This window comes from Streptomyces sp. NPDC047000, from assembly GCF_040644295.1.
GTDB lineage: Bacteria > Actinomycetota > Actinomycetes > Streptomycetales > Streptomycetaceae > Streptomyces.
In genome coordinates this window covers 269,505-292,173 of sequence record NZ_JBEYWE010000003.1, presented here as the reverse complement: position 1 = coordinate 292,173, position 22,669 = coordinate 269,505, and the positions used below count along the sequence as shown (strand labels likewise).

The window sequence follows — 22,669 nt, the reverse complement described above, 5'->3', positions numbered from 1 at the left end:
GCGTGTACCGGTTCCTGCTGACGCCCCGCTGGTGGGGGATCAACGTCTTCACCCTGCTGGCCATCCCCTTCTGCGTCTTCATGGGTTCCTGGCAGCTGAGCAGGTTCGAGGGCCGGGTGCAGGAGCACCGGGACCAGACCCGGCAGATCGCGTCCGCCTCCCACGAGGCCGCGCGACCGCTGACGGACCTGCTGCCCGTCACCAAGGCCACGTCCGGCAAGCGCGCCGCCGTCACCGGCCGGTACGGCAAGCAGCTCCTCGTCCCCGACCGCACCCTCGACGACCGCACCGGCTTCTACGTCCTCACCCTGCTGCGCACCGGCTCCGGCAAGGCCGTCCCCGTGGTCCGCGGCTGGCTGCCCGGCAGCCCCGACCCGGCGAAGGCACCCGCCGCGCCCACCGGCGAGGTCACCGTCACCGGCACCCTCCAGGCGTCCGAGACGCCCGGCGACAACGGGGTCAGCGGCGCAAGCGGGCTCCCCGCCGGGCAGACCGCCGCGATCAGCTCCGCCTCGCTGGTCAACCTCGTGCCGTACCGGCTGTACGACGCCTGGATCACCCTCGACCGGGGCGACTCCGGGATGAAGGCCGTACCCGCCACAGCGCCCGCGGGCTCGGGGCTCGACCTCAAGGCGTTCCAGAACCTCGGCTACACCGGCGAGTGGTTCGTCTTCGCCGGCTTCGTCGTCTTCATGTGGTTCCGGCTGGTGCGCCGCGAGGTGGAGTTCGCCCGGGACGCGGCACTGGGGATCGTGCCGGAGGACGACGCGGACACGGACCCGGCGGAACCGGGCGCCGGGCCGGGTGCGGATGCCGTGGCCACGACTCCGTAGCGTGGCCCCGGCTCCGTGGGCGGTGGAGCGGCTACGGGGTCTGGGCGTCCAGGAACGGTCCGGTGCGGTAGACCGTCCCCGCGCAGGCGCCGGACACCGTCGCCGAGACCGCCGGCGAGCCCGTGAGCGGCGTGTAGGTCACCACGACACTGCCGTCCGCCGTACCGTCCGCGCGGAGCAGCTGGGCCGCCGTCCCTCCGGTGCCGCTGGAGGTGACCGTCCCGGTCCCGCCGCCCGTTCCGGCTCCGGTCTCCGTCGAGGGCGACGGGTCCGGCGAGGCTCCGCCACCCCCCGTGCCGGTGCCGCCACCGGTGGTGGGACAGGTCTCCGAGGGAACCCAGCCGAACTGCACGTCGTAGGTGTCACCGGGACCGAGCGACAGCTCGAACGTGCCGTCGGCGGGCGAGGCCGACAGGCCGGTCGCCGCGTCCCCGGGTGTGTGCCGGACCACCGTGATCTTGCCGGCGTCCGCGGCCCCCTGGGCCAGCGTGGCGACGTCGCCCTGCTCGGTGAGCCGGCAGGCCGTACCGGACACGTTGACGACCCGGAAGGTGCCGTAGACGTTGCCCGCGGAATCGGGGCTCGCGACGGTCGAGGTCGCCGAGCCCAGCTGCGCCGCCGTGCACAGCGGAACGTCCGTACCCGGGCTGGCCGAGGCGCTCGCGCCGCCGCCCGGACCGCCACCGGTGCCGGAGGACTTGCCCGTGTCACCGCTCTGGCCGCCGCCGTCGTCCTTGCTCTGGCCGCCCGTGCCGCCGGAGGTGCTGGAGCCGCCGTCCGGGTTCTTGCCCTGCCCCGTGCCGCCCTGGGCCTGTGAGCTGCTGCCCGCGATCGACGGGTCGGCGCCGGAACCGGTCACGTCCGAGACGTGCAGCACGGCCGGGATCGCGGTGCCGAAGAAGAGCGCGGCGGCCGCCATACCGATCACCGCCTGCCGCTTGCGGGCCCGGCGGGCCGGGACGGCGCGGCGCAGATGGTCGAGGGCGCCGTCCCGCGGGCGCATGTCCTGGACCGCGCCGTGCAGCAGGGCGCGCAGCGCCTGCTCGCCGGGTTCCAGGTCGTCAAGCCCATCAAGTCCGTCAAGTCCGTCAAGGCGACCGTCAGGATCGTCGAGACCGTGGCCGTCGTGGCTGCCGGTGCCACCGGGTCCGGTGCCGCCGACGAGGCCGAGGCCGGCGAAGCCGAACGGGGCGGTCGCCCCGGAGCCCTCCCCGTCGGAACCCTTCCCGGTCGGGCTCGTTCCCCCCGAGTCCGACCGGGCCGAGTCCGACCTTGCCGAGTTCTCCCCGTCCTGGGTGCGCCCGTCCGGGGCGGTCCCCTCGGGGGCGAGATCGTCGGGGCCGTGGTTCACAGTTCTGTTCCCAGCGTGCGTGTGCGTGTGCTCTTGCTCGTCGTGCATCGGCTCGTGCCACTCGTACGGCGCGTGAGGCTCGTGCCGCTCCTCGCGGTCGCGCCTCTGGTCCTCACCCGTCATGCCCGCGCCTCCATGGAGATCCGCAGCGCCGCGATCCCCCGGGAGCCGTACGCCTTCACCGAGCCCAGCGATATGCCGAGCGTCTCGGCCACCTGGGCCTCGGTCATGTCGGCGAAGTAGCGCAGCACGAGGACCTCGCGCTGGCGGCGCTGAAGGCCCTTCATCGCCTTGATCAGCGCGTCGCGCTCCAGCTGGTCGTAGGCGCCTTCCTCGGCGCTGGCCATGTCCGGCATCGGCTTGGACAGCAGCTTCAGGCCGAGGATGCGGCGGCGCAGGGCCGAACGGGAGAGGTTGACGACCGTCTGGCGCAGATAGGCGAGGGTCTTCTCCGGGTCCCGGACGCGTTTGCGCGCCGAGTGGACGCGGATGAACGCCTCCTGGACGACGTCCTCGCAGGACGCCGTGTCGTCGAGCAGCAGGGCGGCGAGACCCAGCAGCTGACGGTAGTGCGCCCGGTAGGTCTCGGTGAGGTGGTCGACGGTGGTGCCGGCGACGACGGTGTCGTCTGCGGCGTCACGCTGGCTGGGGACGCGGGCCGGCCGCGCTGCGGGCATGGGGGCGATCACCGGCATGCCGCCGGGCACGCCGGGCACGCCCGGTCTGCGGGGTCGGAACGCCACCGGGCGGGGCCGCAAGGCCGTACGGCCGCGGGCCGCACTGAAGTCGAGTACCTCTGCCACGTCTGTTTGACGCGTCTGCCCGCCCGGAGGTTGTACGCGCCGCGCATCACCTTGCCGGGACATCCCCCGCCGTGCCCGCCGCCGCCGTGTCGGCCGCCTACGCCCCCGTCGTCGTACCCGTTACCTACGCCTCCATCGTCGTACCCGTTGTCCCCGCACGCGCCGCCGTTCCCGACGACATCGCTGTCGTCCCCGACGACATCGCTGTCGTGCCGGCTGCCGTACCTGACGTCGCTTCTGCCGCAATCACCCACGCACACATATGCGGTCACGCCCGCAGAATCGTCACACCCGGCCTCCGGCGGCACCTCCGAGGGCACACCCACCGATGCCGCCAATGCCGCCATACCGACCGATCTTCCCCTGTGTCCCATATGAACGGGCGTCCCCACGCCCTGATCACGGCGTCCCCACGCCGGGATCATCACGCCCCAACGGCCCCGCAGGGCTATCGCAAAGACGCTCCCCGTCCCGCGCGCGGTTGCGGAGGGCAGGAAAAAAATCTTCGGACCAACCGATCAGAACATCAACCGATTCACATCCGACCCACAGATCCTACAAATGAATCCGGCTTGGGCCAGGGCTTTTCCTCCGCTGACGGTCCCTCACCGCAATTCGGCCGCCACCAGTTCCGCGATCTGCGCGGTGTTGAGAGCCGCGCCCTTGCGCAAATTGTCCGCGCACACGAAGAGTTCGAGCGCCGCCGGGTCGTCGAGGGCCCGCCGCAGCCGGCCGACCCAGGCCGGATCGGTGCCCACCACGTCGGCGGGAGTGGGGAACTCCCCGGCCGCCGGGTCGTCGAACAGGACCACCCCGGGCGCCGTGGCGAGGATCTCGCGGGCACCGTCGACGGTGACCTTCCGCTGGAACCGGGCGTGGACGGTGAGGGAGTGCGCGGTCACCACCGGGACGCGGACGCAGGTGACCGCGACCGGCAGGCCGGGCAGTCCGAGGATCTTGCGGGACTCGTCCCGCACCTTCATCTCCTCCGACGACCAGCCGTCCGCCCGCAGCGATCCGGCCCACGGTACGACGTTGAGCGCGACCGGCTCCGGGAACGGCCCGGTGTCGTCCCCGACCACCCGCCGCAGGTCACCGGGTCCGGTGCCCAGCTCCGTGCCCGCGACCAGGGACAGCTGGCGGCGCAGCGTCGCCACGCCGTCCTGCCCGGCGCCGCTGACGGCCTGGTACGACGACACCACCAGTTCACGCAGCCCGAACTCGGCGTGCAGCGCGCCCAGGGCGACGATCATCGACAGCGTGGTGCAGTTGGGGCTGGCGATGATGCCGCGCGGGCGGCGGCGCGCCGCGTGCGGGTTGACCTCGGGCACGACCAGCGGCACGTCCGGGTCCATCCGGAAGGCGGCCGAGTTGTCCACGACCACCGCGCCCCTGGCGGCGGCGACGGGCACCCACCGGGCGGCGACCTCGTCCGGCACGTCGAACATCGCGACGTCGACGCCGTCCAGAGCCTCCTCGGTGAGCGCCGCCACCTCGACCTGTTCGCCGCGCACGGCCAGCTTGCGGCCGGCCGAGCGCGGCGAGGCGATCAGCCTGATCTCGCCCCAGATGTCCGCGTGGTGGGACAGGATGCCCAGCATCACGGTACCGACGGCTCCGGTCGCCCCCACGACCGCGAGGGTCGGCCGTCCGGTGCGCGACATCAGCGTCCGGTGCCTCCGTAGACGACCGCTTCGTCGCTGTCGGAGTCCAGCCCGAAGGCGGTGTGCACGGCACGGACGGCGTTGTTGACGTCGTCGGCGCGGGTGACGACCGAGATACGGATCTCGGAGGTCGAGATCAGCTCGATGTTCACACCGGCGTCGGACAGCGCGGTGAAGAAGTCGGCGGTGACACCGGGGTTCGTCTTCATACCGGCGCCGACGAGGGAGATCTTGGCGATCTGGTCGTCGTAGCGCAGCGACTCGAAGCCGATGCCGCCGCGGTTCTTCTCCAGCGCGTCGATGGCCTTGCGGCCCTCGGCCTTCGGCAGGGTGAAGGAGATGTCCGTCAGGCCGGTGGCCGCGGCGGACACGTTCTGCACGATCATGTCGATGTTGATCTCGGCATCGGCGATCGTACGGAAGATGACCGCGGCCTCACCGGGCTTGTCGGGCACACCGACGACCGTGATCTTGGCCTCGGAGATGTCGTGCGCGACACCGGAGATGATGGCCTGCTCCACCTGCTTGTCCCCTTGCTCGATCGGCTCGCTGCTGACCCACGTGCCCTGAAGACCGCTGAAGGAGGAGCGGACGTGGATCGGGATGTTGTAACGGCGCGCGTACTCCACACAGCGGTGCAGCAGCACCTTGGACCCGGAGGCGGCGAGCTCCAGCATGTCCTCGAAGGAGATCCAGTCGATCTTCTTCGCCTTCTTCACGACCCGCGGGTCGGCGGTGAAGACGCCGTCGACGTCGGTGTAGATCTCGCACACCTCGGCGTCGAGGGCGGCGGCCAGCGCCACGGCCGTGGTGTCGGACCCGCCACGGCCGAGCGTGGTGATGTCCTTCTTGTCCTGCGAGACGCCCTGGAAACCGGCGACGATGGCGATGTTGCCCTCGTCGAGCGCCTTCCTGATCCGGCCCGGCGTGACGTCGATGATCCGCGCTTTGTTGTGGACCGAGTCGGTGATGACACCTGCCTGGCTGCCGGTGAACGACTGGGCCTCGTGGCCCAGGTTCTTGATCGCCATGGCCAGCAGGGCCATGGAGATCCGCTCTCCGGCGGTCAGCAGCATGTCGAACTCGCGCCCGGCAGGCATCGGGGACACCTGCCCGGCGAGATCGATCAGCTCGTCCGTCGTGTCGCCCATCGCGGAAACGACGACAACCACCTGGTTGCCGTTCTTCTTCGCTTCCACGATCCTCTTGGCGACGCGCTTGATGCCCTCGGCATCGGCTACGGATGAGCCTCCGTACTTCTGCACGACCAGGCCCACGTGCGCTCCTCGCTCAGTCCGTCTCTTGCGGACTCAGTCTATCGAGCGCGGCCGGAACGGCCCTCCACGCTGCCGCATCGTGAGATTCCGGACGTCCTGCCTCCGGCGGTCCGCCAGGTTCTCCACAGTCGCCCGACGTGGAAGGCCCTGCGGGCGCCGCACCGGGCCGGTGCGGCGCACACGGTGCGTCAGCGGTGGTCGGCGTGGTTCGCCTCGCGCAGGCCCAGCGGGCCGGCGATCTCCTCCGCCATGACCTCGCCCGCCTCGAACTCCAGGGTCTCGTCGCCCATCGGGGACTGGTCGGTGTCGAGGCCGTCCAGCTCCTGCAACGGCTGGTCGAGACGGACGTGGGCCAGCAGGGAGTGCAGGGCGCGCAGGGTGGCGGAGGCGGTGGAGCCCCAGTTGGAGAAGTAGGAGAACTGCCACCACCACAGGGCCTCGGTGACCCGGCCCGCACGGTAGTGGGCCATGCCGTGGCGCAGGTCGGCGACGACGTCCGCGAGGTCGTCCGAGATCCGGGCCGGTACCGGGGCCTTGCGGGGCTCGTAGGGGTCGAAGACCTCGGAGTAGACGTCGATCGGCTCCAGCAGCCGCGCCAGGTTCTCGCGCAGGTCGTCGACGTCCTGCTCGGGGCCCAGGTCGGGCTCGTAGCGCTCGTCGGGGACGATGTCCTCGTGCGCGCCGAGACGGCCGCCGGCCAGCATCAGCTGGGAGACCTCCAGGAGGAGGAAGGGGATCGCCGAGTCCGGCTCGTCGCCCTTGGCGACCTCCCCCACGGCCACCAGGAAGCTCTCGATCTGGTCGGCGATCTGGACCGCGAAGTCGTTCGGGTCCTGCGTCGCGGAGTGCAGCGTGGCGTCGGACATCGTGGCGTCAGACATCTAGGAGTCGTCTCCCCTCGAAGGCGCGGCCGAGGGTCACCTCGTCCGCGTATTCCAGGTCGCCACCCACCGGGAGGCCGCTGGCCAGGCGGGTGACCTTGAGGCCCATGGGTTTGATCATGCGGGCGAGATACGTGGCGGTGGCCTCGCCCTCCAGATTGGGGTCCGTGGCGAGGATCAGCTCGGTGACCGTGCCGTCGGCGAGACGGGCCAGGAGTTCCCTGATCCGCAGGTCGTCCGGGCCGACCCCCTCGATCGGGCTGATCGCGCCGCCCAGTACGTGGTAGCGGCCCCGGAACTCGCGCGTCCGCTCGACCGCGACGACGTCCTTCGGCTCCTCCACCACGCAGATGACCGTCTGGTCCCGGCGCGCGTCACGGCAGATGCCGCACCGTTCCTCCTGCGCGACGTTCCCGCACACCGCGCAGAAGCGGACCTTCGCCTTCACCTCCAGGAGGGCCTGCGCCAGACGCCGCACGTCCGTGGGCTCGGCCTGGAGGATGTGGAAGGCGATCCGCTGCGCGCTCTTGGGACCGACGCCGGGCAGCCGCCCCAGCTCGTCGATGAGGTCCTGGACCACGCCTTCGTACAACGGACTGCCCTTCCTGAAGTCTTACGGTACGTACCGTAGATGCCCGCGGCCCGTCTTAGAAAGGCAGACCGGGGATACCGCCGCCGCCCAGGCCCTGGGCCAGCGGTCCGAGCTTCTGCTGCTGGAGGTTCTGGGCGTTCTGGCCGGCCGCCTGGACCGCCGCGACGATCAGGTCGGCGAGGGTCTCGGTGTCCTCCGGGTCCACCGCCTTCGGGTCGATCACCAGGCCGCGCAGCTCACCGGCCCCGGTGACCGTGGCCTTCACCAGACCGCCGCCCGACTGGCCGTCGACCTCCGTGTTCGCCAGCTCCTCCTGCGCACGCGCCAGATCCTGCTGCATCTTCTGGGCCTGCTGGAGCAGCTGCTGCATGTTGGGCTGGCCACCACCGGGAATCACGATCAGCTCCTGCTCTCTTCTTCCGTCGCCACGGGGGAGACGGATGCGGTCCTCCGTCGTCACGGGGAGACGGATGCGGTCGAGGTGCGGTTGCACGCGGTTCCTCGTCGTGCTGTGCCGCGCTTCCTGTCGTGCTTGCTGCTGCGCTTGCTGCTGTGCCTGCTGCTGTGCTTCGTCGTGCGCTTCCTGTTGCGCTTCGTGGACGAGCCTACGTGGTCCACCACGGCATCGCGGCGTCACTCTTTCGGGTGAGACCGGCGGTCGCCCTCTACCTGATCAAGGCCCACTTGCGGGCGGAACGGCCGTGGAGGCGTCCGCTCAGCCACCCATTGGGCGGTAGGAAAGACGCGCGCGTCGTCGCAGTCGGCCGGTTCGGGTCGCGGCCGGTGCCGGGTCGTGGTCAGTGTCGTGGTCAGTAGGGAGTGCCGGGTGGGTCAGCCGGAGATGCAGCCCGAGGGTCCGCGTCAGGACGACCGGGGCGACCGGGACGGGCCGGGCGGGCGGCACGAGGTCCCGGCCGGGCCGCCGCCGGGTGATCTGACCGGGCGGGCGCTCCCTCTCGGCGACTGGGGCGAGCCCGCCGAGCGGCTCGACGAGCTCTACCGGTGGGTGGAGCGGGGCGCGCTGGAGACCGCGGCCTGGTACCTCGCGGACCGCGTGTGGAAGCGGCGGTTCGCCCGGCTGCTGCGGGGCGGCGCCGCCGTGGGGACGGTGGTGGGCGCGGCGCTGCCGCTGCTCGATCTGACCGGCCTGGTCGGCGGGACGGCCCCCTGGGGATATCTGGCGCTGCTGACGGCGGGGGCGTGCGTGGCCGGGGACCGCTTCTTCGGGGTGACGTCCGGCTGGATGCGGAACGTGGCCACCGCGCAGGCCGTGCAGCGCCGGCTACAGATGCTCCAGTTCGACTGGGCCTCGGAGAGTGTGCGGGAGGTACTGGGCCCCGCGGAGGGCACCGCGGGCGAGGCGGCCGAGCGGTGCCTGGGGGTGCTGCGCCGGTTCTCCGAGGACGTGACGGAGCTGGTGCGCTCGGAGACGGCCGACTGGATGGTCGAGTTCCGGACCGGTCCCGCGCCGATGGGCCTCCAGTCGGCGGTCTCCGCCGGAGGACGGCAGGACGGCTCCGCCGCCCCCGGCCGCTACAGCGGTCCCCTCAACGCGGCCCGCCCCAACATGCCCCGCCAGCGGCCACCGGAGCCTCGGTGAGCAGGGGCACGTGACGGCTGCGGGGACCGCCCACGGGCTTCCGGACGGCGTCCTGGCCGCCTCACCGGGACGTTTCCCCGGCCGGGGTCCCCGCTGAGATCGCCCTGGGCCTCGAACCGGAACGCGCACTGTTTGATCCCTTGCACCACGTCGTGGGGGCACGACCGGCTTCCGGGGGGGGACCGGCTGAGGCTCCGGGGGCCGGTCACGGTTGTGGGCCGCCGCAGAGGGTCATGCCCTCCGGGGTCCAGCACGGGATGTGGCCGTGGGTGCGGATGACGTCCTGGCCGCTGCCCCGGGTGAGGTAGGTGAGGAAGCTGGACACCAGGGAGTCGGCGGGCGGACGGCCGTAGGTGTAGGCGTACTCGATCTCGCGGTATGGGTAGGTGCTCGTGCCGTGCTCGATGGCGTCGGCGGACGGCGGGTCGCCGTCGATGTCGAGGACGCGCAGACCGGGCGCCCGGGTCGCGAGGTTCAGCTCGCTGTAGCCGACGGCTCCGGGGAGCCTGGCCACCTGGGCGAGCACCTGGTCGGTGGAGTCCAGCTCGCAGCGGATCACCGGGGCCGACGGGTCGTCCTGGTGGACGCAGTCGACCGACGAGTTGGCGATCTCGTTGCGGGCCAGCACCCGGCGCTGGAACACCTGCCGGGTACCGGAGTTGGCGTCCCGGCTGACCAGGTGCACCTCCAGGTCGGGGCCGCCCAGCTGCTTCCAGTTGGTGATCTGCCCCGCGTACAGCCGCCGTACGTCCGTCAGGGTCAGGTTGGTCAGCGGGACGTCGTCGTCGACGACGAGGGCGAACACCGACACCGCCACCCTGTTCTCCCGCAGTTGCGGCAGCCCCTCGGGTTTCGGCCCGTCGGACAGGGCGATCAGGGGCGGTGATGCCTTCGCCGACCGGGCGCCGGCGGTGGTGAGTTCGCGTACCCCGGCCGTGGAGCCGTGCGGGTCGACGGTGATCGAGGAGCCCTCGCAGTCGTGTTCGTACTTCTGCGCCGCCTCCCTGACGACCGGTGCGAACGCGGTCGAACCGGTGACCGTCAGGCTGCCCCGCTCGCAGCCCACCGGGGGCGGGTTGTCGTCGCGGAACACGACGATCCCGGCGAGGACGAGGACGCAGGCCGTGAGCACGACGGTGATGATGCGGGCGGCGCGGCTGAAGACGGGCGGCGTGTCGTCGGGCGTCGCGCTGCGGTTGGCGTGCACCTCGCCCCCGTTGATGCCGCCGTTGAGCCGGATCTCGCGGCCCACGTCACCGCCGGTCAGCAGCACCAGCAGCTTGAAGTGGTCGCCGTGGTTGAGCGGGACGCGCGGGATGCGCAGGGTGCTGCCCTCGTAGCCGAAGCCGCGGTCCGGGGCGAAGTGGTCCGTCAGATGGTCGACATCGATCGGCTGGGTGACCGAGACGCCGCGCACCGTGCGGTCGGTGAACACCGCGGTCAGACCGTGCGGTCCGGGGCTGGTGTAGTCGTCGCGGCCGATGCTGAGCGAGCCGTCGTTCTCGATGCGCAGCAGGACGAGGGTGGCGTCCGCCATGCCCTCCATCTCGTCGAACACGCCGATACGGCGGTTGGGGCGCCCGGAGCGGGTGTTGCCGCCGATCGGGCTGTCCATCTGGACGCGGTAACCGATCCTCTTGCGGCGCGGCACCCGCCGCTCGTACCAGACCATCACGACGGACGCCACGATGCCGAGCAGCGCGGTGCCCACGGCGACGACGTTCTCCGGGCTCAGCCAGTCCATGGTGGGTGCCCCCGCAACTCCCCGGATCCGGATGGTCCGGTCACCCTAGGTGAGGAACCGGGGACGTCACGGAGCCGGTGGGCGAACTCCGGGTGACGTTACGGCGAGCAATGTGTGATGTACCGTCACATTGCCTGTTTCGGCGCTCAGTTGACCTTGCTGTAGACCAGTTTCGCGCCGTTGTCGCTGCTCACGCGTTGCAGGCTGCCGTCCGGCAGCAGGCTGACCTCGCTGGCCGCACCCGGGGTGCACGATCCCGACGGGCCCGAGGCGACGGTCGACGGGCCGATCTCCAACGGCCCCGTGCCATCCGGTTCCTGGGCCAGCGGCGCCTCGAACACGCAGTGGTAGCTGCCGCCGCCGGAGGTCGGGCCGTCGGCGACGAGGCTGAGCACCGTGTCGCCCACCGCACCCTGGGCGATGGTCAGTTCGCGGGTGCTGTGCCCGGCGGCGTTGTCGATCGTCGTCGTCCAGGTGCCCAGGTACCCGGCCGGGACCGGACCGTCGGACTCCGAGGGGGAGGGCGAAGCGGACGGGGACGGGGACGGGGACTCCGGCTGTGTGGTGGTGGAGGTTCCGGGGGTGGTCGGGGCCGTGGCGGTGGCGTCGCGGGCGGGACCGTCGCCCTTGTCGTCGGTGCCGCCGCGCTGCATCAGGGCGTACACCGCGCCTCCGGCGCCGAGCGCGACGACCAGGGCCATCACGACGAGCAACGCGGTGGAACGCCCGGTGCGGCGGGGCGGCTCGGGGGCGGGGGGCGTTCCGAAGGGGGCGGGGCCGTAGGGGGGAGTGGGGCCGTAGGGCGCGGTCGCACCGTACGGCGGGGTCGGGCCGAAGGCGCCGGGGGTGCCCGGGGTGCCGTACGGACCGTACGGGGCCTGGGCCGGAGGCTGGGGGTAGCCGTACGCGGGGGCCGGCGGCTGGGGCTGCGGGTAGCCGTACGCGGGGGGCTGCGCCGGGAGCTGCGGGGGTGTCCGGCCTGCCACCACGGTGGGGAGGTGGGCGGTGGGCGCCTCGCCCGGCGGGGCGGGCGGGAGCGGCATGGGGGAGCTGGGGTTCGCGGGACCCTGGACCCAGCCGGCGGCCGGGACGGTGGCGGGGGCGGCGGCTGCCTCACCGGCTCCTTCGGCCGCAGGAGTGACGGCGGGTGCGGGTGCGGGTTCCGCCGCGGATTCGGGTCCGGTCTCAGGTCCGGGCTCAGGTCCGGCTCCAGCCCCGGGCCCGGCAGCGGCAGCGGCAGCACCCGTGGGTGTCTTGGCGGTTTTGGTGAGCGACGGCCCGGCAGGCGCCGCAGCGCCGTCCGGCGGCCCGGAACCGGGGGTCCCGGACGTGCTCCCGCCGCTCCCGGCGGCCTCCTCCGGAACGGGCAGCCCCTCCCCCTCCGTGCCCTCCGGGTTCTCCGTCTCCAGCAGCCGTACCGCGTGCCGCCCCAGCTGCGCCACCAGGGCGCCCGGCAGCCACGGGTCGCGGGAGCGGCCGTCGGCGACCGTGTCCCCGGCGCCCGTGCGGGCGAGGATGTCACCGAGGGCGGGGCGGGCGGCGGGGTCCTTGCGCAGACAGTCCCGTACGAGGTCGCGGAGCCCCTCGGGCAGGCCCGTGAGGTCGGCTTCCTCCTGCGCGATCCGGAACATCAGGGCGTGCACCGCGCTGTTGGCGGCACCGAAGGGCAGCTTGCCGGTGGCGGCGTAGGCGAGCACGGAGCCGAGGCAGAAGACGTCGCACGCCGGGGTGATGCGGTCACCGCGCACCTGCTCGGGCGCCATGAAGCCGGGCGAGCCGACCAGCGCGCCGGTGCGGGTCAGCCCGCCGTCGGCCACCGTCTCCAGGGCACGGGCGATACCGAAGTCGATGACACGGGGGCCGTCGATGGTGACGAGCACGTTGGACGGCTTGAGGTCGCGGTGGACGATCCCGGCGGCGTGGACGTCCTGGAGGGCGTACGCGAGACCGGCGGCCAGTATCCGTACCGACCGCTCGGGCAGCGCCCCGTGGTCGTGCCCGACGACCTGCTGGAGGCTGGGCCCGGCGACATAACCGGTGGCCACCCAGGGCACCGGGGCCTCGGTGTCGGCGTCCAGGACGGGCGCGGTCCAGTAACCGCCGACGCGCCGCGCGGCCTGCACCTCCTGGCGGAAACGGGCGCGGAACTCCTCCTGCCGGGCGAGTTCCTCGCGCACCAGCTTCACGGCGACGGTACGGCCCCGTTCCGACCGGGCCAGGTACACGTACCCCATGCCGCCCGCGCCCAGCCGCGCCAGCAGCCGGTACGCCCCGATCCACCGCGGATCCTCCGGCCCCAGCTTCTCCATGGCTGCGCCCGCCTTTCCCCCCTTGAGGTGCAATGGCCGAAGAATAGTGGGGTCGTACGAAGATCCGTACGCGAAGCGGTCGGGCCGCCCCCGGTGACGTCCCCGGTGACGTCCTCGGCCGCCCGCACGGATCCCGCCCCGTCGACAGTCTGTCGCGGAAACCCCCGTACCTCAGACAGGACGCCCATACCGCCCCCGCCGCCGACGCGCCTACGCTCGCCCGCATGACCCAGAACCAGCCAGCCGCCGCTGCCGCCGTCCAGCCCGACCCCGCCGCGGGTGCCGCCGTCAAGGCCGCGGACCGTGCGCACGTGTTCCACTCCTGGTCCGCGCAGGAGCTCATCGACCCGCTCGCCGTCGCCGGTGCCGAGGGCTCGTACTTCTGGGACTACGACGGCAACCGCTACCTCGACTTCACCAGCGGCCTCGTCTACACGAACATCGGCTACCAGCACCCGAAGGTCGTCGCCGCGATACAGGAGCAGGCCGCGCGCCTGACGACGTTCGCGCCCGCCTTCGCGATCGAGGCACGCTCCGAGGCGGCCCGGCTGATCGCCGAGCGCACACCCGGCGACCTGGACAAGATCTTCTTCACCAACGCCGGCGCCGACGCCGTGGAGCACGCGATCCGCATGGCGCGGCTGCACACCGGGCGGCCGAAGGTGCTGTCGGCGTACCGGTCGTACCACGGCGGCACCCAGCAGGCGATCAACCTCACCGGAGACCCGCGCCGCTGGGCGTCGGACAGCGGCAGCGCCGGAGTCGTCCACTTCTGGGCACCGTTCCTCTACCGCTCCCGTTTCTACGCGGAGACGGAGGAGCAGGAGTGCGCGCGGGCCCTGGAACACCTGGAGACGACGATCACCTTCGAGGGGCCCGGGACGATCGCCGCGGTCATCCTGGAGACGATCCCCGGCACCGCCGGGATCATGGTGCCGCCGCCCGGCTATCTGGCCGGGGTGCGGGAGCTGTGCGACAAGTACGGCATCGTGTTCGTGCTGGACGAGGTGATGGCGGGGTTCGGGCGGACCGGCGAGTGGTTCGCGGCCGACCTGTCCGGCGTCGTACCGGACCTGATGACCTTCGCCAAGGGCGTGAACTCGGGCTACGTCCCGCTGGGTGGCGTGGCCATCTCGGCGGCGATCGCCGAGACCTTCGGCAAGCGGCCCTACCCCGGCGGGCTGACGTACTCCGGCCACCCGCTGGCCTGCGCGGCCGCCGTGGCGACGCTCGGGGTGATGGCGGAGGAGGGCGTCGTCGAGAACGCGGCACGGCTCGGCGCCACCGTCCTGGAACCCGGGCTGCGCGACCTGGCGGAACGGCACCCCAGTGTGGGCGAGGTGCGTGGCGTCGGCATGTTCTGGGCCCTGGAGCTGGTGCGCGACCGTACGACCCGGGAACCCCTGGTGCCGTACAACGCGACGGGCGAGGCGAACGCCCCGATGGCGGCGTTCGCGGCGGCGGCGAAGAAGGAGGGACTGTGGCCCTTCGTCAACATGAACCGGACGCATGTGGTCCCGCCGTGCAATGTGACGGAGGAGGAGCTCAAGGAGGGCCTGGCGGCCCTGGACACGGCGCTGACGGCGGCCGACGCGCACACGGTGTGACGGCCCCCGGGACCGGTGCGGCCCCGGACGGGACACCGCCTGTGACCGGTGGGATCCGGGACGTGACACCGTCTGTGACCCCGGATGTCGCCGGTAGCCGGATGTGACACCGTAACTGCCGGGTCGGGAAGCCGAACGCGTAAGGTGGCGTGCCCGTAGACATATACGCAGGCACGCCACTCGCACGCGCAAGGGGGACCCTCCGACCATGTCCGGCTCCACCGGCAACGCTGCCGTGACCCGCAGCACGCTGCGGCAGCAGATCGCGGACGCGCTCCGCGACGAGGTGCTGGCCGGGCGTCTGCAACCGGGCCAGGAGTTCACGGTCAAGGAGATCGCCGAGCAGTACGGGGTCTCGGCGACACCCGTCCGGGAAGCCCTGGTCGACCTGTCGGCGCAGGGCCTGCTGGAGGCCGACCAGCACCGCGGGTTCCGGGTCACGGAGTACTCGGTGGACGACTACCGGGGCCTCATCGAGGCACGCAGCCTGGTCACCGACGGTATGTTCCACGCGCTCGCGGCCGGGCACCCGGCGTTCAAGGACCTCGGCCGGCCGGCGTCCGTGGCCGCCCTGGCCGGCGTGCGCCGGCGCGGCGAGGAGGCGCAGCGCGCCGCCACCGCCGGTGACCTGACCGTGCTGATCGGCTACGACCTCCGTTTCTGGCGCGAGTTGAGCATTCTGTTCGGCAATCCGTTTCTGGCCGACTTCCTGCACCGGCTGCGCGTCCAGTCATGGGTGTGCGCGGTGCAGCATCTGCGCAAGCTGCCGGATCTGCGCGGCGAGCTGTGGGCGCGGCACACCGACCTGGTGGACGCGCTGGCGCACGGGGACGCGGTGGGGGCGCGGGAGATCGTGACGGAGTACAACGCCCACTCGCTGGAGCTCGTCGAGCGGCTGGCGGCCCGGTGAGCGGGCCGGTGGAGGCACAGGGGACGGTCCGGGAGCGCAGGGGTGAGGGCACGGTCGAGCTGTCGGTCGTCGTGCCCGCGTACAACGAGCAGGAGCGGCTCGGCCCGACGCTCGACGCGATCACCGGGTATCTGCGGGACAGCCAGAGCCGCTGGGCGAGCTGGGAGGTCGTGGTCGCCGACGACGGCTCGACCGACGGCACGCGCGAGGTGGTCACCGCCCGCAGGGACCCGCGGGTGCAGTTGGTCACCAGTCCGCACAACCGGGGCAAGGGCAGCGCGCTGCGCCTGGGGGTGGCGGCGACGCGTGGGCGGCGGGTCCTGGTCACGGACGCCGACCTGGCCGCGCCGATCGAGGAGCTGGAGCACCTCGACAAGGAGCTGGAGCAGGGCGGCGCGGCGGCGATCGGCTCGCGTTCGGTGCCGGGCGCGAGGATCGACCGGCACCAGCACCGGCTGCGCGAACTGCTGGGCAGGGCCGGGAACGTACTGATACGCGCGGTCGCGGTGCCGGGCGTCCGGGACACGCAGTGCGGTTTCAAACTGTTCGACGGCGAGCGGGCGCGTACGGCGTTCGCCGCGTCCCGGCTGGACGGCTGGGGAATCGATGTCGAGGTGCTCCAGCACTTCCACCGCGCCGGCTGGCCGATCACGGAGGTCCCGGTGCGCTGGTCGCACCAGTCCGGCTCGAAGGTACGGCCGCTGGACTACGGCCGTGTCCTCGCGGAGCTGATACGGCTGCGGGTGACACGACTGCGGGAGACAGGGCCGCGGGAGCCACGGCCGACGCTGCGGCCGGCGGACGTCCTGGTGGCGGTGCTGTTCCTGCTGATGGCGGTGGCCCTGTACTCGGGCCGCTTCTTCGACCCGGCCCACCGCTACCTCCCCGACTCCCTCCAGGACCAGAACCAGTGGGAGTGGTTCTTCGCGGTGACGGCGGACAACGTCGCCCACCTGCACAACCCGCTCTTCACCGACCTCCAGGGCTTTCCCGACGGCGTGAACCTCATGGCCAACACGGTCATGCTGGGCCTGTCGGTGCCGTTCGCGCCCCTCACCCTCGCCTTCGGCCCGGCGGTCGCGCTGAGCCTGTGCATGACGCTGGGCCTCGCGGTGACGGCGGTGGCGTGGTACCGGCTGATCGTGCGGCGGGTGGTGAGCCGCCGGTCCGCGGCCTTCGCCGGCGCGTCCCTCGCCGCCTTCGCCCCGCCGATGGTGAGCCACGCCAACGCGCACCCGAACTTCGTGATCCTCTTCATGGTCCCGCTGATCATCGAGCGGGCGCTGCGCCTGTGCGAGGGCACGGACGTACGGCGCGACGGTGTCGTCCTGGGCTTACTGACGGCCTATCAGATCTTTCTGGGCGAGGAGCCGTTGCTCCTGGCGGCGCTCGGCATGCTGCTCTTCGCCCTGGCGTACGCGGCGGCCCGCCCGAAGACGGCGAGAGCGGCGTGGCGGCCCTTGCTGCGGGGACTGGCACTGGCCGGGGCGGTCTGCCTCCCGGTGATCGCGTTCCCCCTGTACTGGCAGTTCGCGGGCCCGCAGAGCTACGGGAGCGTCCTGCACGGCGACAACGCGGGCAACAGCCCGCTGGCGCTGATCTCGTTCGCGGAACGCTCGATGGTCGCGGGCGACGCCACGCAGGCGAACGCGCTGTCCCTGAACCCCACCGAGCAGAACGCCTTCTACGGCTGGCCCCTGCTGATCCTGGCCGTGGGCGTGACCGTACGCCTGTGGGACCGGGCGCTGGTGAAGGCGCTGGCGTTCACGGTCGCCGCCGCGGCCCTCCTCTCCCTCGGCCCGTCCTTCCGCATCCCCCGCACGGACATCGTCTTCCCGGGCCCGTGGGCCCTGCTGGCGCACAAGCCGCTCTTCGAGTCGGTGATCGAGGGCCGGGTGGCGATGGTGTGCGCCCCGGCGCTGGGCATGCTGCTGGCACTCGCGGTGGACCGGCTGGCGGCGACCCGCAAGCCGGGCACGCAGTACGTGGGCCTGCTGGCGGTCTCCCTGGCGGTCATCCCGATCGTCCCGGCGCCCCTGAAGGCGGTGGACCGCACCCCCGTGCCCTCCTTCATCACGGCCGGCATGTGGAAGTCGTACGTCCGTGACGGCGAGTCCCTCGTCCCGGTCCCGCTGCCCGACCCGGGCGCGGCGGAGGCCCTGCACTGGCAGACGGAGGCGGACCTGGGCTTCAAGCTCCCCGGCGGCTACTTCAACGGCCCCTACGGCGAGGACCACATCGGCATCTACGGCGCCTCCCCCCGCTACACCTCCAACATGCTGCGCGACGTCCGCTACACGGGCGTGGTCCCGACGATCGGCAAGAACTGGCAGGCCCAGGCCAGGCGGGACTTCGCGTACTGGAAGGCGGGAGCACTGGTGGTGGCACCGCAGCCGCACGACGACGCGCTGCGGCAGGCGGTGGAAAAGCTGGTGGGCCGTCCTGGTAGGTGGACGGGCGGGGTGTGGGTATGGGACCTGCACGAGCAGAACTGACCGCAAGCCGCCCGCACCGGCACACCGCACGACCCGCACCGCACCACTCGCACCGCACCACTCGCACCGCACGACCCGCATCGCACCGTCTACGCTTCCCTGACCACCGTGCGCGCCCGCGCACCGCGCGCTATGCGAGGAGACGAGACCCTTTGGCCTGTGACCTCTGGCTGGTACCGCTCGTGGACGTGCTGTGCCACACCCCGGACAACCCCTTCGCCGACGAACTCGCCCAGTACAACAAGGCGCTGGCGGAGAACGGGCTGCCGCCGGTGCCGGTGTACCAGTACATGCCGGGACTGTCCGGCGACGTGGCCCCGGTCGCCGGTTTCGACTACGACGCGCTGCATTTCCTGCGGCGGGCCTACCTCCTCCAGGTGTGCGGCCTGCCGGTGACGCCGGTGGGGGAACTGGGCGGGGACTACGAGCAGTTGCTGGAGATGTTCGAGTCGACGGCCCAGCAGTCCCACCTGGTCTGGCACTACGACCACGCGGGCGCGTACGTCCCGGTCGACTTCCCGGCCCCGCTCTCCAACGACGAACTCCTCGCCGGCGGAGGCCCCCTGGGCAGCTCGCAGACCCTCCTGCGGGAACTGGAACTCGTCGCCCCGACGATCGGCATCGACCCGGCGAACCCCCCGGCGGCCCCGGCCCCTCCCCTGTCCCCCACCGAACTGGAGGAACCGGCGGCGGCACCCCCCTACGACCCGAGCCCCTTCGCCCGCGAACGCCACGTCTGGCTGGGCCTCCACGCGGCGACGACCCGCAGCCTGGCCCAGGGCTCCATGATCGTCTTCAGCTGACGGCACGCTTCAGCTGACGGCACGGTCCGCCACGCCACCCGCAAGAGCGCCTCGGAGGTCTCCGGGTGCGCTCCGGCCGAAGGGTCAGCCGATCCTGCCCCGATGACGGGAACTTGCGGCCCGGCGACCCTGGATCTGCAGTACGGCGCCGAGCACGACCAGGGCCATGGCCACGGCCGCCAGATCGAGCCCCACCCCGCTGGACCATCCGGCCAGCTTCGGCACCCCGTCCAGGGCCAGACCCCCACCCGCCGCCACAAAGCCCCAACCGGCCTTGCCGGGATGCCGGTGCTGCGCCGCCCGCCAGCCGTTCAGGATCAGCACCCCGCAGCCGACGATGAAGCACCCGCTGAACAACATGATCCACGCCGCCATGTCACCCCTCCGACGGGAAGCCTACCGGCGACGGCGAACAGCGAACGGCGAACGGCGACGTCAGCAGGACGACGGCTGCCGTCGGTCCCGGAAGGGGGGTGGCGGCAGCCGTCGTCGTGGGGTGGGTGGGGGGTTACAGGAAGGAGTTGATCTCGATCGTCTCCGTGCGGCCCGGGCCCACGCCGATCGCGGAGATCGGGGCTCCGGACATGTCCTCCAGGGCCTTGACGTACGCCTGGGCGTTCTTCGGGAGGTCCGCGAAGGTCTTGGCCTTCGAGATGTCCTCCGACCAGCCCGGCAGGTTCTCGTAGACCGGCTTCGCGTGGTGGAAGTCGGACTGCGAGTACGGGAGGTCCTCGACCCGCCTGCCGTCGATCTCGTACGCCACGCACACCGGGATCTGCTCCCAGCCGGTCAGGACGTCCAGCTTGGTGAGGAAGAAGTCCGTCAGGCCGTTGACCCGGGTCGCGTAGCGGGCGATCACCGCGTCGAACCAGCCGCAGCGGCGGTCGCGGCCCGTCGTGACGCCCCGCTCGCCGCCGATCCGGCGCAGCGCGTCGCCGTCGGCGTCCAGCAGCTCCGTCGGGAAGGGGCCGGAACCCACGCGGGTCGTGTAGGCCTTCAGGATGCCGATGACCCGGTTGATCTTCGTCGGGCCCACGCCGGCGCCCGTGCACGCGCCGCCCGCCGTCGGGTTCGACGACGTGACGAAGGGATACGTGCCGTGGTCGATGTCCAGGAGCGTGCCCTGGCCGCCCTCGAACAGGACGACCTTGTTCTCCTCCAGCGCCTTGTTCAGGACCAGCACCGTGTCCGCCACGAACGGCTTCATCTTCTCGGCGTAGTCCAGCAGCTCCGCCAGCACCTGGTCCACGGCGATCGCACGGCGGTTGTAGAGCTTGGTCAGGATCTGGTTCTTGACGTCGAGCGCCGCCTCCACCTTCTGGGTGAGGATCGACTCGTCGTAGAGGTCCTGGACACGGATACCGACACGGTTGATCTTGTCGGCGTAGGTGGGGCCGATGCCCCGGCCCGTCGTACCGATCTTGCGCTTTCCGAGGAAGCGCTCCGTCACCTTGTCCACGGTGACGTTGTACGGCGTGATGATGTGTGCGTTCCCGCTGATCATGAGCTTGGACGTGTCGACGCCTCGCTCGTTCAGACCGCTCAGCTCGGAGAGCAGGACCGACGGGTCGATGACGACACCATTGCCGATGACAGGAGTACAACCGGGCGACAGTATTCCGGAGGGGAGCAGGTGAAGGGCGTACTTCTGGTCGCCCACGACCACCGTATGGCCGGCGTTGTTGCCGCCCTGGTAGCGCACCACATAGTCCACGGAGCCGCCGAGCAGGTCCGTTGCCTTCCCCTTGCCTTCGTCACCCCACTGAGCACCGAGCAGCACAAGTGCGGGCACGCGCGTACACCCCTTCCGGGCGGGGCATGTCCAAGGTCAGGGGCGTGCGCGTAAGGTTCATCGCCGCGTACCACCGCGACCGCCTTTGGTCGCACAACCGTCGGACCGGATGCCCCGGAATAGACGAAGCCCCTGGCGCAATAGCGCAAAGGGGCTCTTGCACAAAGATGCTACCCGAGGAAGCGAGGCAAGGCCGAGGTGGCGACTTCCGCGGCTTCCGACCACTTGCTGGTCGTCATCGATCCGGCCGCCCGGCGGATGGACGGAGAGTCCGTCCGGATTGCGAAAGACGTGCTCAGCGCGGGTGCGCACACCAAGATGTGCCTCCCGGAGGACGCCACCGAGTTCGCCCGCGCCCTACAGCGCCGCGGCTCACGGCGGCTCGTCGTCATCGGCGACGATCATGCGCTCATCCGCGCCGTCTCCCTGCTGCACCGGCAGCGGGAGCTGGCCGGATGTGTGCTCTCCATGGTGCCCGTGGGGGGTTCCCTGGGCGTGTCCGAGGGCCTCGGCGTGCCCCCGGGGGCCGTCGCCGCCGCCCGTGCCGTGCTCGACGGGGTCGAGCGGCGGCTGGATCTGCTGGCCGACGACAGTGACGGGGTCGTGCTCGGCGGCGTGTGCATTCCGCCGGCCACCGGTCACGTCACCGGTCACGTCACCGGTCACGAGGGGACGGCCGGGGAGCGGTCTCCGCTGCCCGCGGCGGCCACGGCACCGGAGAACGGCCACGGACACGAGGCCGGTGCCGGTGCCGGTGCCGGTGCCGGTGCCGGGCACGGAGACGCGCGGGGGCAGGGGCAGGGGGACGAGCGCGAACACTGGCACGGACTCGGGCTCGGACATGGGCACGGGCACGGGCATCCGTGGTTGCTCACCACCTATCAGTCGCTGGTGCGGAGCCTCAGCACGCTGCCGTTCCGGACGGCTCCCGGCGGGCCCGTTCCGGCCGTACCCGTGCATGAGCCCGCGCGGCTGCGGGTGCAGGTCGACGGGGCGACGATCATCGACCTCGACCAGCCCGTCTCCGGGATCTCCGTCACCGCAGGGCACTCCGGGCTCGCCCAGGTCGCCGTGCGGCCGTGCTCGGACGGGGCCGAGGCCGCCCTGCTGCTCGCCTCCGGGCAGACCGTCACCGTGACCGGGTCCGACTTCCGCTACCGGGCCGACGCCGCCGTCTCCGGTCCGGTACGGCGGCGGACCTGGCGGGTGCTGGAGGGGGCCTGGGGGCTCACGGTGCCCGCGTCGTCGTAGGGCCGGTGCCGGTGCCGTCCGCGGGCTCGTACGCGCTGCCGCTGCCGTCGGGCTACCGCCGGCGCAGGCCCCGCAGGAGGAAGCCGACCATGCGGCGCGGGCTGTAGCGGGGGTCGTCGTCGCTGCCGACGCACAGGTTGCCGATGCCCCACATCAGCTCCAGCGGCCGGACGTCCGGGACGACCTCGCCCGCCTCCACCGCCGCGTCCAGCAGCTGCGCGCACACCGGCACCAGACGGTCCAGGAAGTAGCCGTGCAGCGCCTCGAAACCGCTGCTGTCCGACTGCATGGCACCGGCGAGCCCGTGCTTGGTGACCAGGAAGTCCACGAACCGGTCGACCCAGCTGCCCAGCGCCTCGAACGGTGAGTCCGCCTCCGCCAGCAGCACCGGGCCCGCCTCCGCGCACGCCTCCACCTGGTGGCGGTAGACGGCGACGACGAGATCCGCCCGGGTCGGGAAGTGGCGGTAGATCGTGCCCATGCCGACGCCCGCCCTGGCCGCGATCTCCCGGATCGGCGCGTCCACACCCGACGTGACGAACACAGCGGCGGCGGCGGCCAGCAGCGTCTCCTGGTTGCGGCGCGCATCGGCCCGCCGGGGACGGGCGGGGGCCGCGGAGGTCTCCCCGGAGCGGCCGTCGTCTGCCGTGGGCACCGCGTTCTCCTTCCGGTCGTCGAGCGGGCGGGCGCGGTGCGGTGCGGTGGCCGCCGGACGGTGAGGACCGGGCGGTGTCCACCGGCGGAACGGAACGCGTTC

General features: G+C 72.0%; 19 protein-coding genes. 7 read left to right on the top strand and 12 right to left on the bottom strand.

Annotated elements, in window-relative coordinates:
* The first annotated feature begins 2 nt into the window (after positions 1–2).
* The gene (locus tag ABZ862_RS07745; RefSeq protein WP_360953925.1) at positions 3–833 is read left to right on the top strand and encodes an SURF1 family protein; all 831 of its coding nucleotides are present in this window, start codon (positions 3–5) and stop codon (positions 831–833) included.
* A gap of 31 nt (positions 834–864) precedes the next feature.
* Here the strand turns inward: ABZ862_RS07745 and ABZ862_RS07740 are convergent, their stop codons facing one another.
* From ABZ862_RS07740 to ABZ862_RS07710, 7 genes are all read right to left on the bottom strand, one after another.
* Positions 865–2,307: a hypothetical protein gene (locus ABZ862_RS07740; protein ID WP_360953922.1), complete on the bottom strand. Its 1,443-nt coding sequence runs from the start codon at positions 2,305–2,307 to the stop codon at positions 865–867.
* Entirely contained in the window at positions 2,304–2,987 is a 684-nt protein-coding gene (locus ABZ862_RS07735; RefSeq protein ID WP_360953919.1) for a SigE family RNA polymerase sigma factor, read from the bottom strand. Before ABZ862_RS07735 ends, ABZ862_RS07740 begins: the two co-directional genes overlap by 4 nt.
* Positions 2,988–3,592: 605 nt before the next feature.
* The gene (locus ABZ862_RS07730; protein ID WP_360953916.1) at positions 3,593–4,651 is read right to left on the bottom strand and encodes an aspartate-semialdehyde dehydrogenase; all 1,059 of its coding nucleotides are present in this window, start codon (positions 4,649–4,651) and stop codon (positions 3,593–3,595) included.
* On the bottom strand, positions 4,651–5,928 hold the full coding sequence (locus ABZ862_RS07725; RefSeq protein ID WP_360953913.1) for an aspartate kinase: 1,278 nt from the start codon (positions 5,926–5,928) through the stop codon (positions 4,651–4,653). The genes ABZ862_RS07730 and ABZ862_RS07725 overlap by 1 nt, the downstream gene beginning before the upstream one ends.
* A 188-nt stretch (positions 5,929–6,116) precedes the next feature.
* Positions 6,117–6,794 (bottom strand): DUF5063 domain-containing protein, encoded by a 678-nt coding sequence (locus tag ABZ862_RS07720; RefSeq protein WP_360954521.1) that lies wholly within the window; start codon positions 6,792–6,794, stop codon positions 6,117–6,119.
* Positions 6,795–6,801: 7 nt separating this feature from the next.
* Entirely contained in the window at positions 6,802–7,401 is a 600-nt protein-coding gene (recR, locus tag ABZ862_RS07715; protein WP_360953910.1) for a recombination mediator RecR, read from the bottom strand.
* A 55-nt stretch (positions 7,402–7,456) separates the two neighbouring features.
* On the bottom strand, positions 7,457–7,798 hold the full coding sequence (locus tag ABZ862_RS07710; RefSeq protein WP_360954518.1) for a YbaB/EbfC family nucleoid-associated protein: 342 nt from the start codon (positions 7,796–7,798) through the stop codon (positions 7,457–7,459).
* Positions 7,799–8,227: 429 nt separating this feature from the next.
* On the opposite strand from ABZ862_RS07710, the gene ABZ862_RS07705 reads away from it, so the two are divergent.
* Positions 8,228–9,001, top strand: a complete 774-nt coding sequence (locus tag ABZ862_RS07705) for an SLATT domain-containing protein (protein WP_360953907.1) — start codon at positions 8,228–8,230, stop codon at positions 8,999–9,001.
* Between the two features lie 205 nt (positions 9,002–9,206).
* Here ABZ862_RS07705 and ABZ862_RS07700 read toward each other — a convergent pair whose 3' ends face one another.
* Positions 9,207–10,745 carry a substrate-binding domain-containing protein gene (locus ABZ862_RS07700; RefSeq protein WP_360953904.1) on the bottom strand — a complete coding sequence of 513 codons (1,539 nt, stop codon included), beginning with the start codon at positions 10,743–10,745 and terminating at the stop codon, positions 9,207–9,209.
* Positions 10,746–10,891: 146 nt separating this feature from the next.
* Entirely contained in the window at positions 10,892–13,054 is a 2,163-nt protein-coding gene (locus tag ABZ862_RS07695; protein ID WP_360953901.1) for a protein kinase, read from the bottom strand.
* A 224-nt stretch (positions 13,055–13,278) separates the two neighbouring features.
* Between ABZ862_RS07695 and ABZ862_RS07690 the strand changes: the two genes are divergently transcribed.
* The 4 genes from ABZ862_RS07690 to ABZ862_RS07675 all read left to right on the top strand — a co-directional run bounded on the left by ABZ862_RS07690 (position 13,279) and on the right by ABZ862_RS07675 (position 18,869).
* Positions 13,279–14,661: an aspartate aminotransferase family protein gene (locus tag ABZ862_RS07690; RefSeq protein WP_360953898.1), complete on the top strand. Its 1,383-nt coding sequence runs from the start codon at positions 13,279–13,281 to the stop codon at positions 14,659–14,661.
* A 208-nt stretch (positions 14,662–14,869) separates the two neighbouring features.
* Complete coding sequence (locus tag ABZ862_RS07685; protein WP_360953895.1) at positions 14,870–15,571, top strand: GntR family transcriptional regulator; 702 nt, start codon at positions 14,870–14,872, stop codon at positions 15,569–15,571.
* Positions 15,568–18,066, top strand: coding sequence for a dolichyl-phosphate beta-glucosyltransferase (locus ABZ862_RS07680; protein WP_360953892.1), 2,499 nt, complete (start codon positions 15,568–15,570; stop codon positions 18,064–18,066). The genes ABZ862_RS07685 and ABZ862_RS07680 overlap by 4 nt, the downstream gene beginning before the upstream one ends.
* Before the next feature lie 152 nt (positions 18,067–18,218).
* On the top strand, positions 18,219–18,869 hold the full coding sequence (locus tag ABZ862_RS07675) for a hypothetical protein (protein ID WP_360953889.1): 651 nt from the start codon (positions 18,219–18,221) through the stop codon (positions 18,867–18,869).
* An 84-nt stretch (positions 18,870–18,953) separates the two neighbouring features.
* Here the strand turns inward: ABZ862_RS07675 and ABZ862_RS07670 are convergent, their stop codons facing one another.
* Together ABZ862_RS07670 and ABZ862_RS07665 are read right to left on the bottom strand one after the other, a co-directional pair.
* On the bottom strand, positions 18,954–19,244 hold the full coding sequence (locus ABZ862_RS07670) for a hypothetical protein (protein ID WP_360953886.1): 291 nt from the start codon (positions 19,242–19,244) through the stop codon (positions 18,954–18,956).
* 133 nt (positions 19,245–19,377) lie between these two features.
* On the bottom strand, positions 19,378–20,661 hold the full coding sequence (locus tag ABZ862_RS07665; RefSeq protein ID WP_360953883.1) for an adenylosuccinate synthase: 1,284 nt from the start codon (positions 20,659–20,661) through the stop codon (positions 19,378–19,380).
* 198 nt (positions 20,662–20,859) lie between these two features.
* On the opposite strand from ABZ862_RS07665, the gene ABZ862_RS07660 reads away from it, so the two are divergent.
* Positions 20,860–21,912 (top strand): diacylglycerol kinase, encoded by a 1,053-nt coding sequence (locus ABZ862_RS07660; protein ID WP_360953880.1) that lies wholly within the window; start codon positions 20,860–20,862, stop codon positions 21,910–21,912.
* Between the two features lie 52 nt (positions 21,913–21,964).
* Here the strand turns inward: ABZ862_RS07660 and ABZ862_RS07655 are convergent, their stop codons facing one another.
* Entirely contained in the window at positions 21,965–22,567 is a 603-nt protein-coding gene (locus ABZ862_RS07655) for a TetR/AcrR family transcriptional regulator (protein ID WP_360953877.1), read from the bottom strand.
* Positions 22,568–22,669 lie beyond the last annotated feature (102 nt).

What these genes read in the sequence shown, in the direction of transcription:
- ABZ862_RS07740 (WP_360953922.1), bottom strand. Translation starts at nt 2,307, where the DNA reads ATGACGGGTGAGGACCAGAGGCGCGACCGCGAGGAGCGGCACGAGCCT.
- ABZ862_RS07730 (WP_360953916.1), bottom strand. Translation starts at nt 4,651, where the DNA reads ATGTCGCGCACCGGACGGCCGACCCTCGCGGTCGTGGGGGCGACCGGA.
- ABZ862_RS07720 (WP_360954521.1), bottom strand. Translation starts at nt 6,794, where the DNA reads ATGTCCGACGCCACGCTGCACTCCGCGACGCAGGACCCGAACGACTTC.
- ABZ862_RS07700 (WP_360953904.1), bottom strand. Translation starts at nt 10,745, where the DNA reads ATGGACTGGCTGAGCCCGGAGAACGTCGTCGCCGTGGGCACCGCGCTG.
- ABZ862_RS07695 (WP_360953901.1), bottom strand. Translation starts at nt 13,054, where the DNA reads ATGGAGAAGCTGGGGCCGGAGGATCCGCGGTGGATCGGGGCGTACCGG.
- ABZ862_RS07690 (WP_360953898.1), top strand. Translation starts at nt 13,279, where the DNA reads ATGACCCAGAACCAGCCAGCCGCCGCTGCCGCCGTCCAGCCCGACCCC.
- ABZ862_RS07685 (WP_360953895.1), top strand. Translation starts at nt 14,870, where the DNA reads ATGTCCGGCTCCACCGGCAACGCTGCCGTGACCCGCAGCACGCTGCGG.
- ABZ862_RS07670 (WP_360953886.1), bottom strand. Translation starts at nt 19,244, where the DNA reads ATGGCGGCGTGGATCATGTTGTTCAGCGGGTGCTTCATCGTCGGCTGC.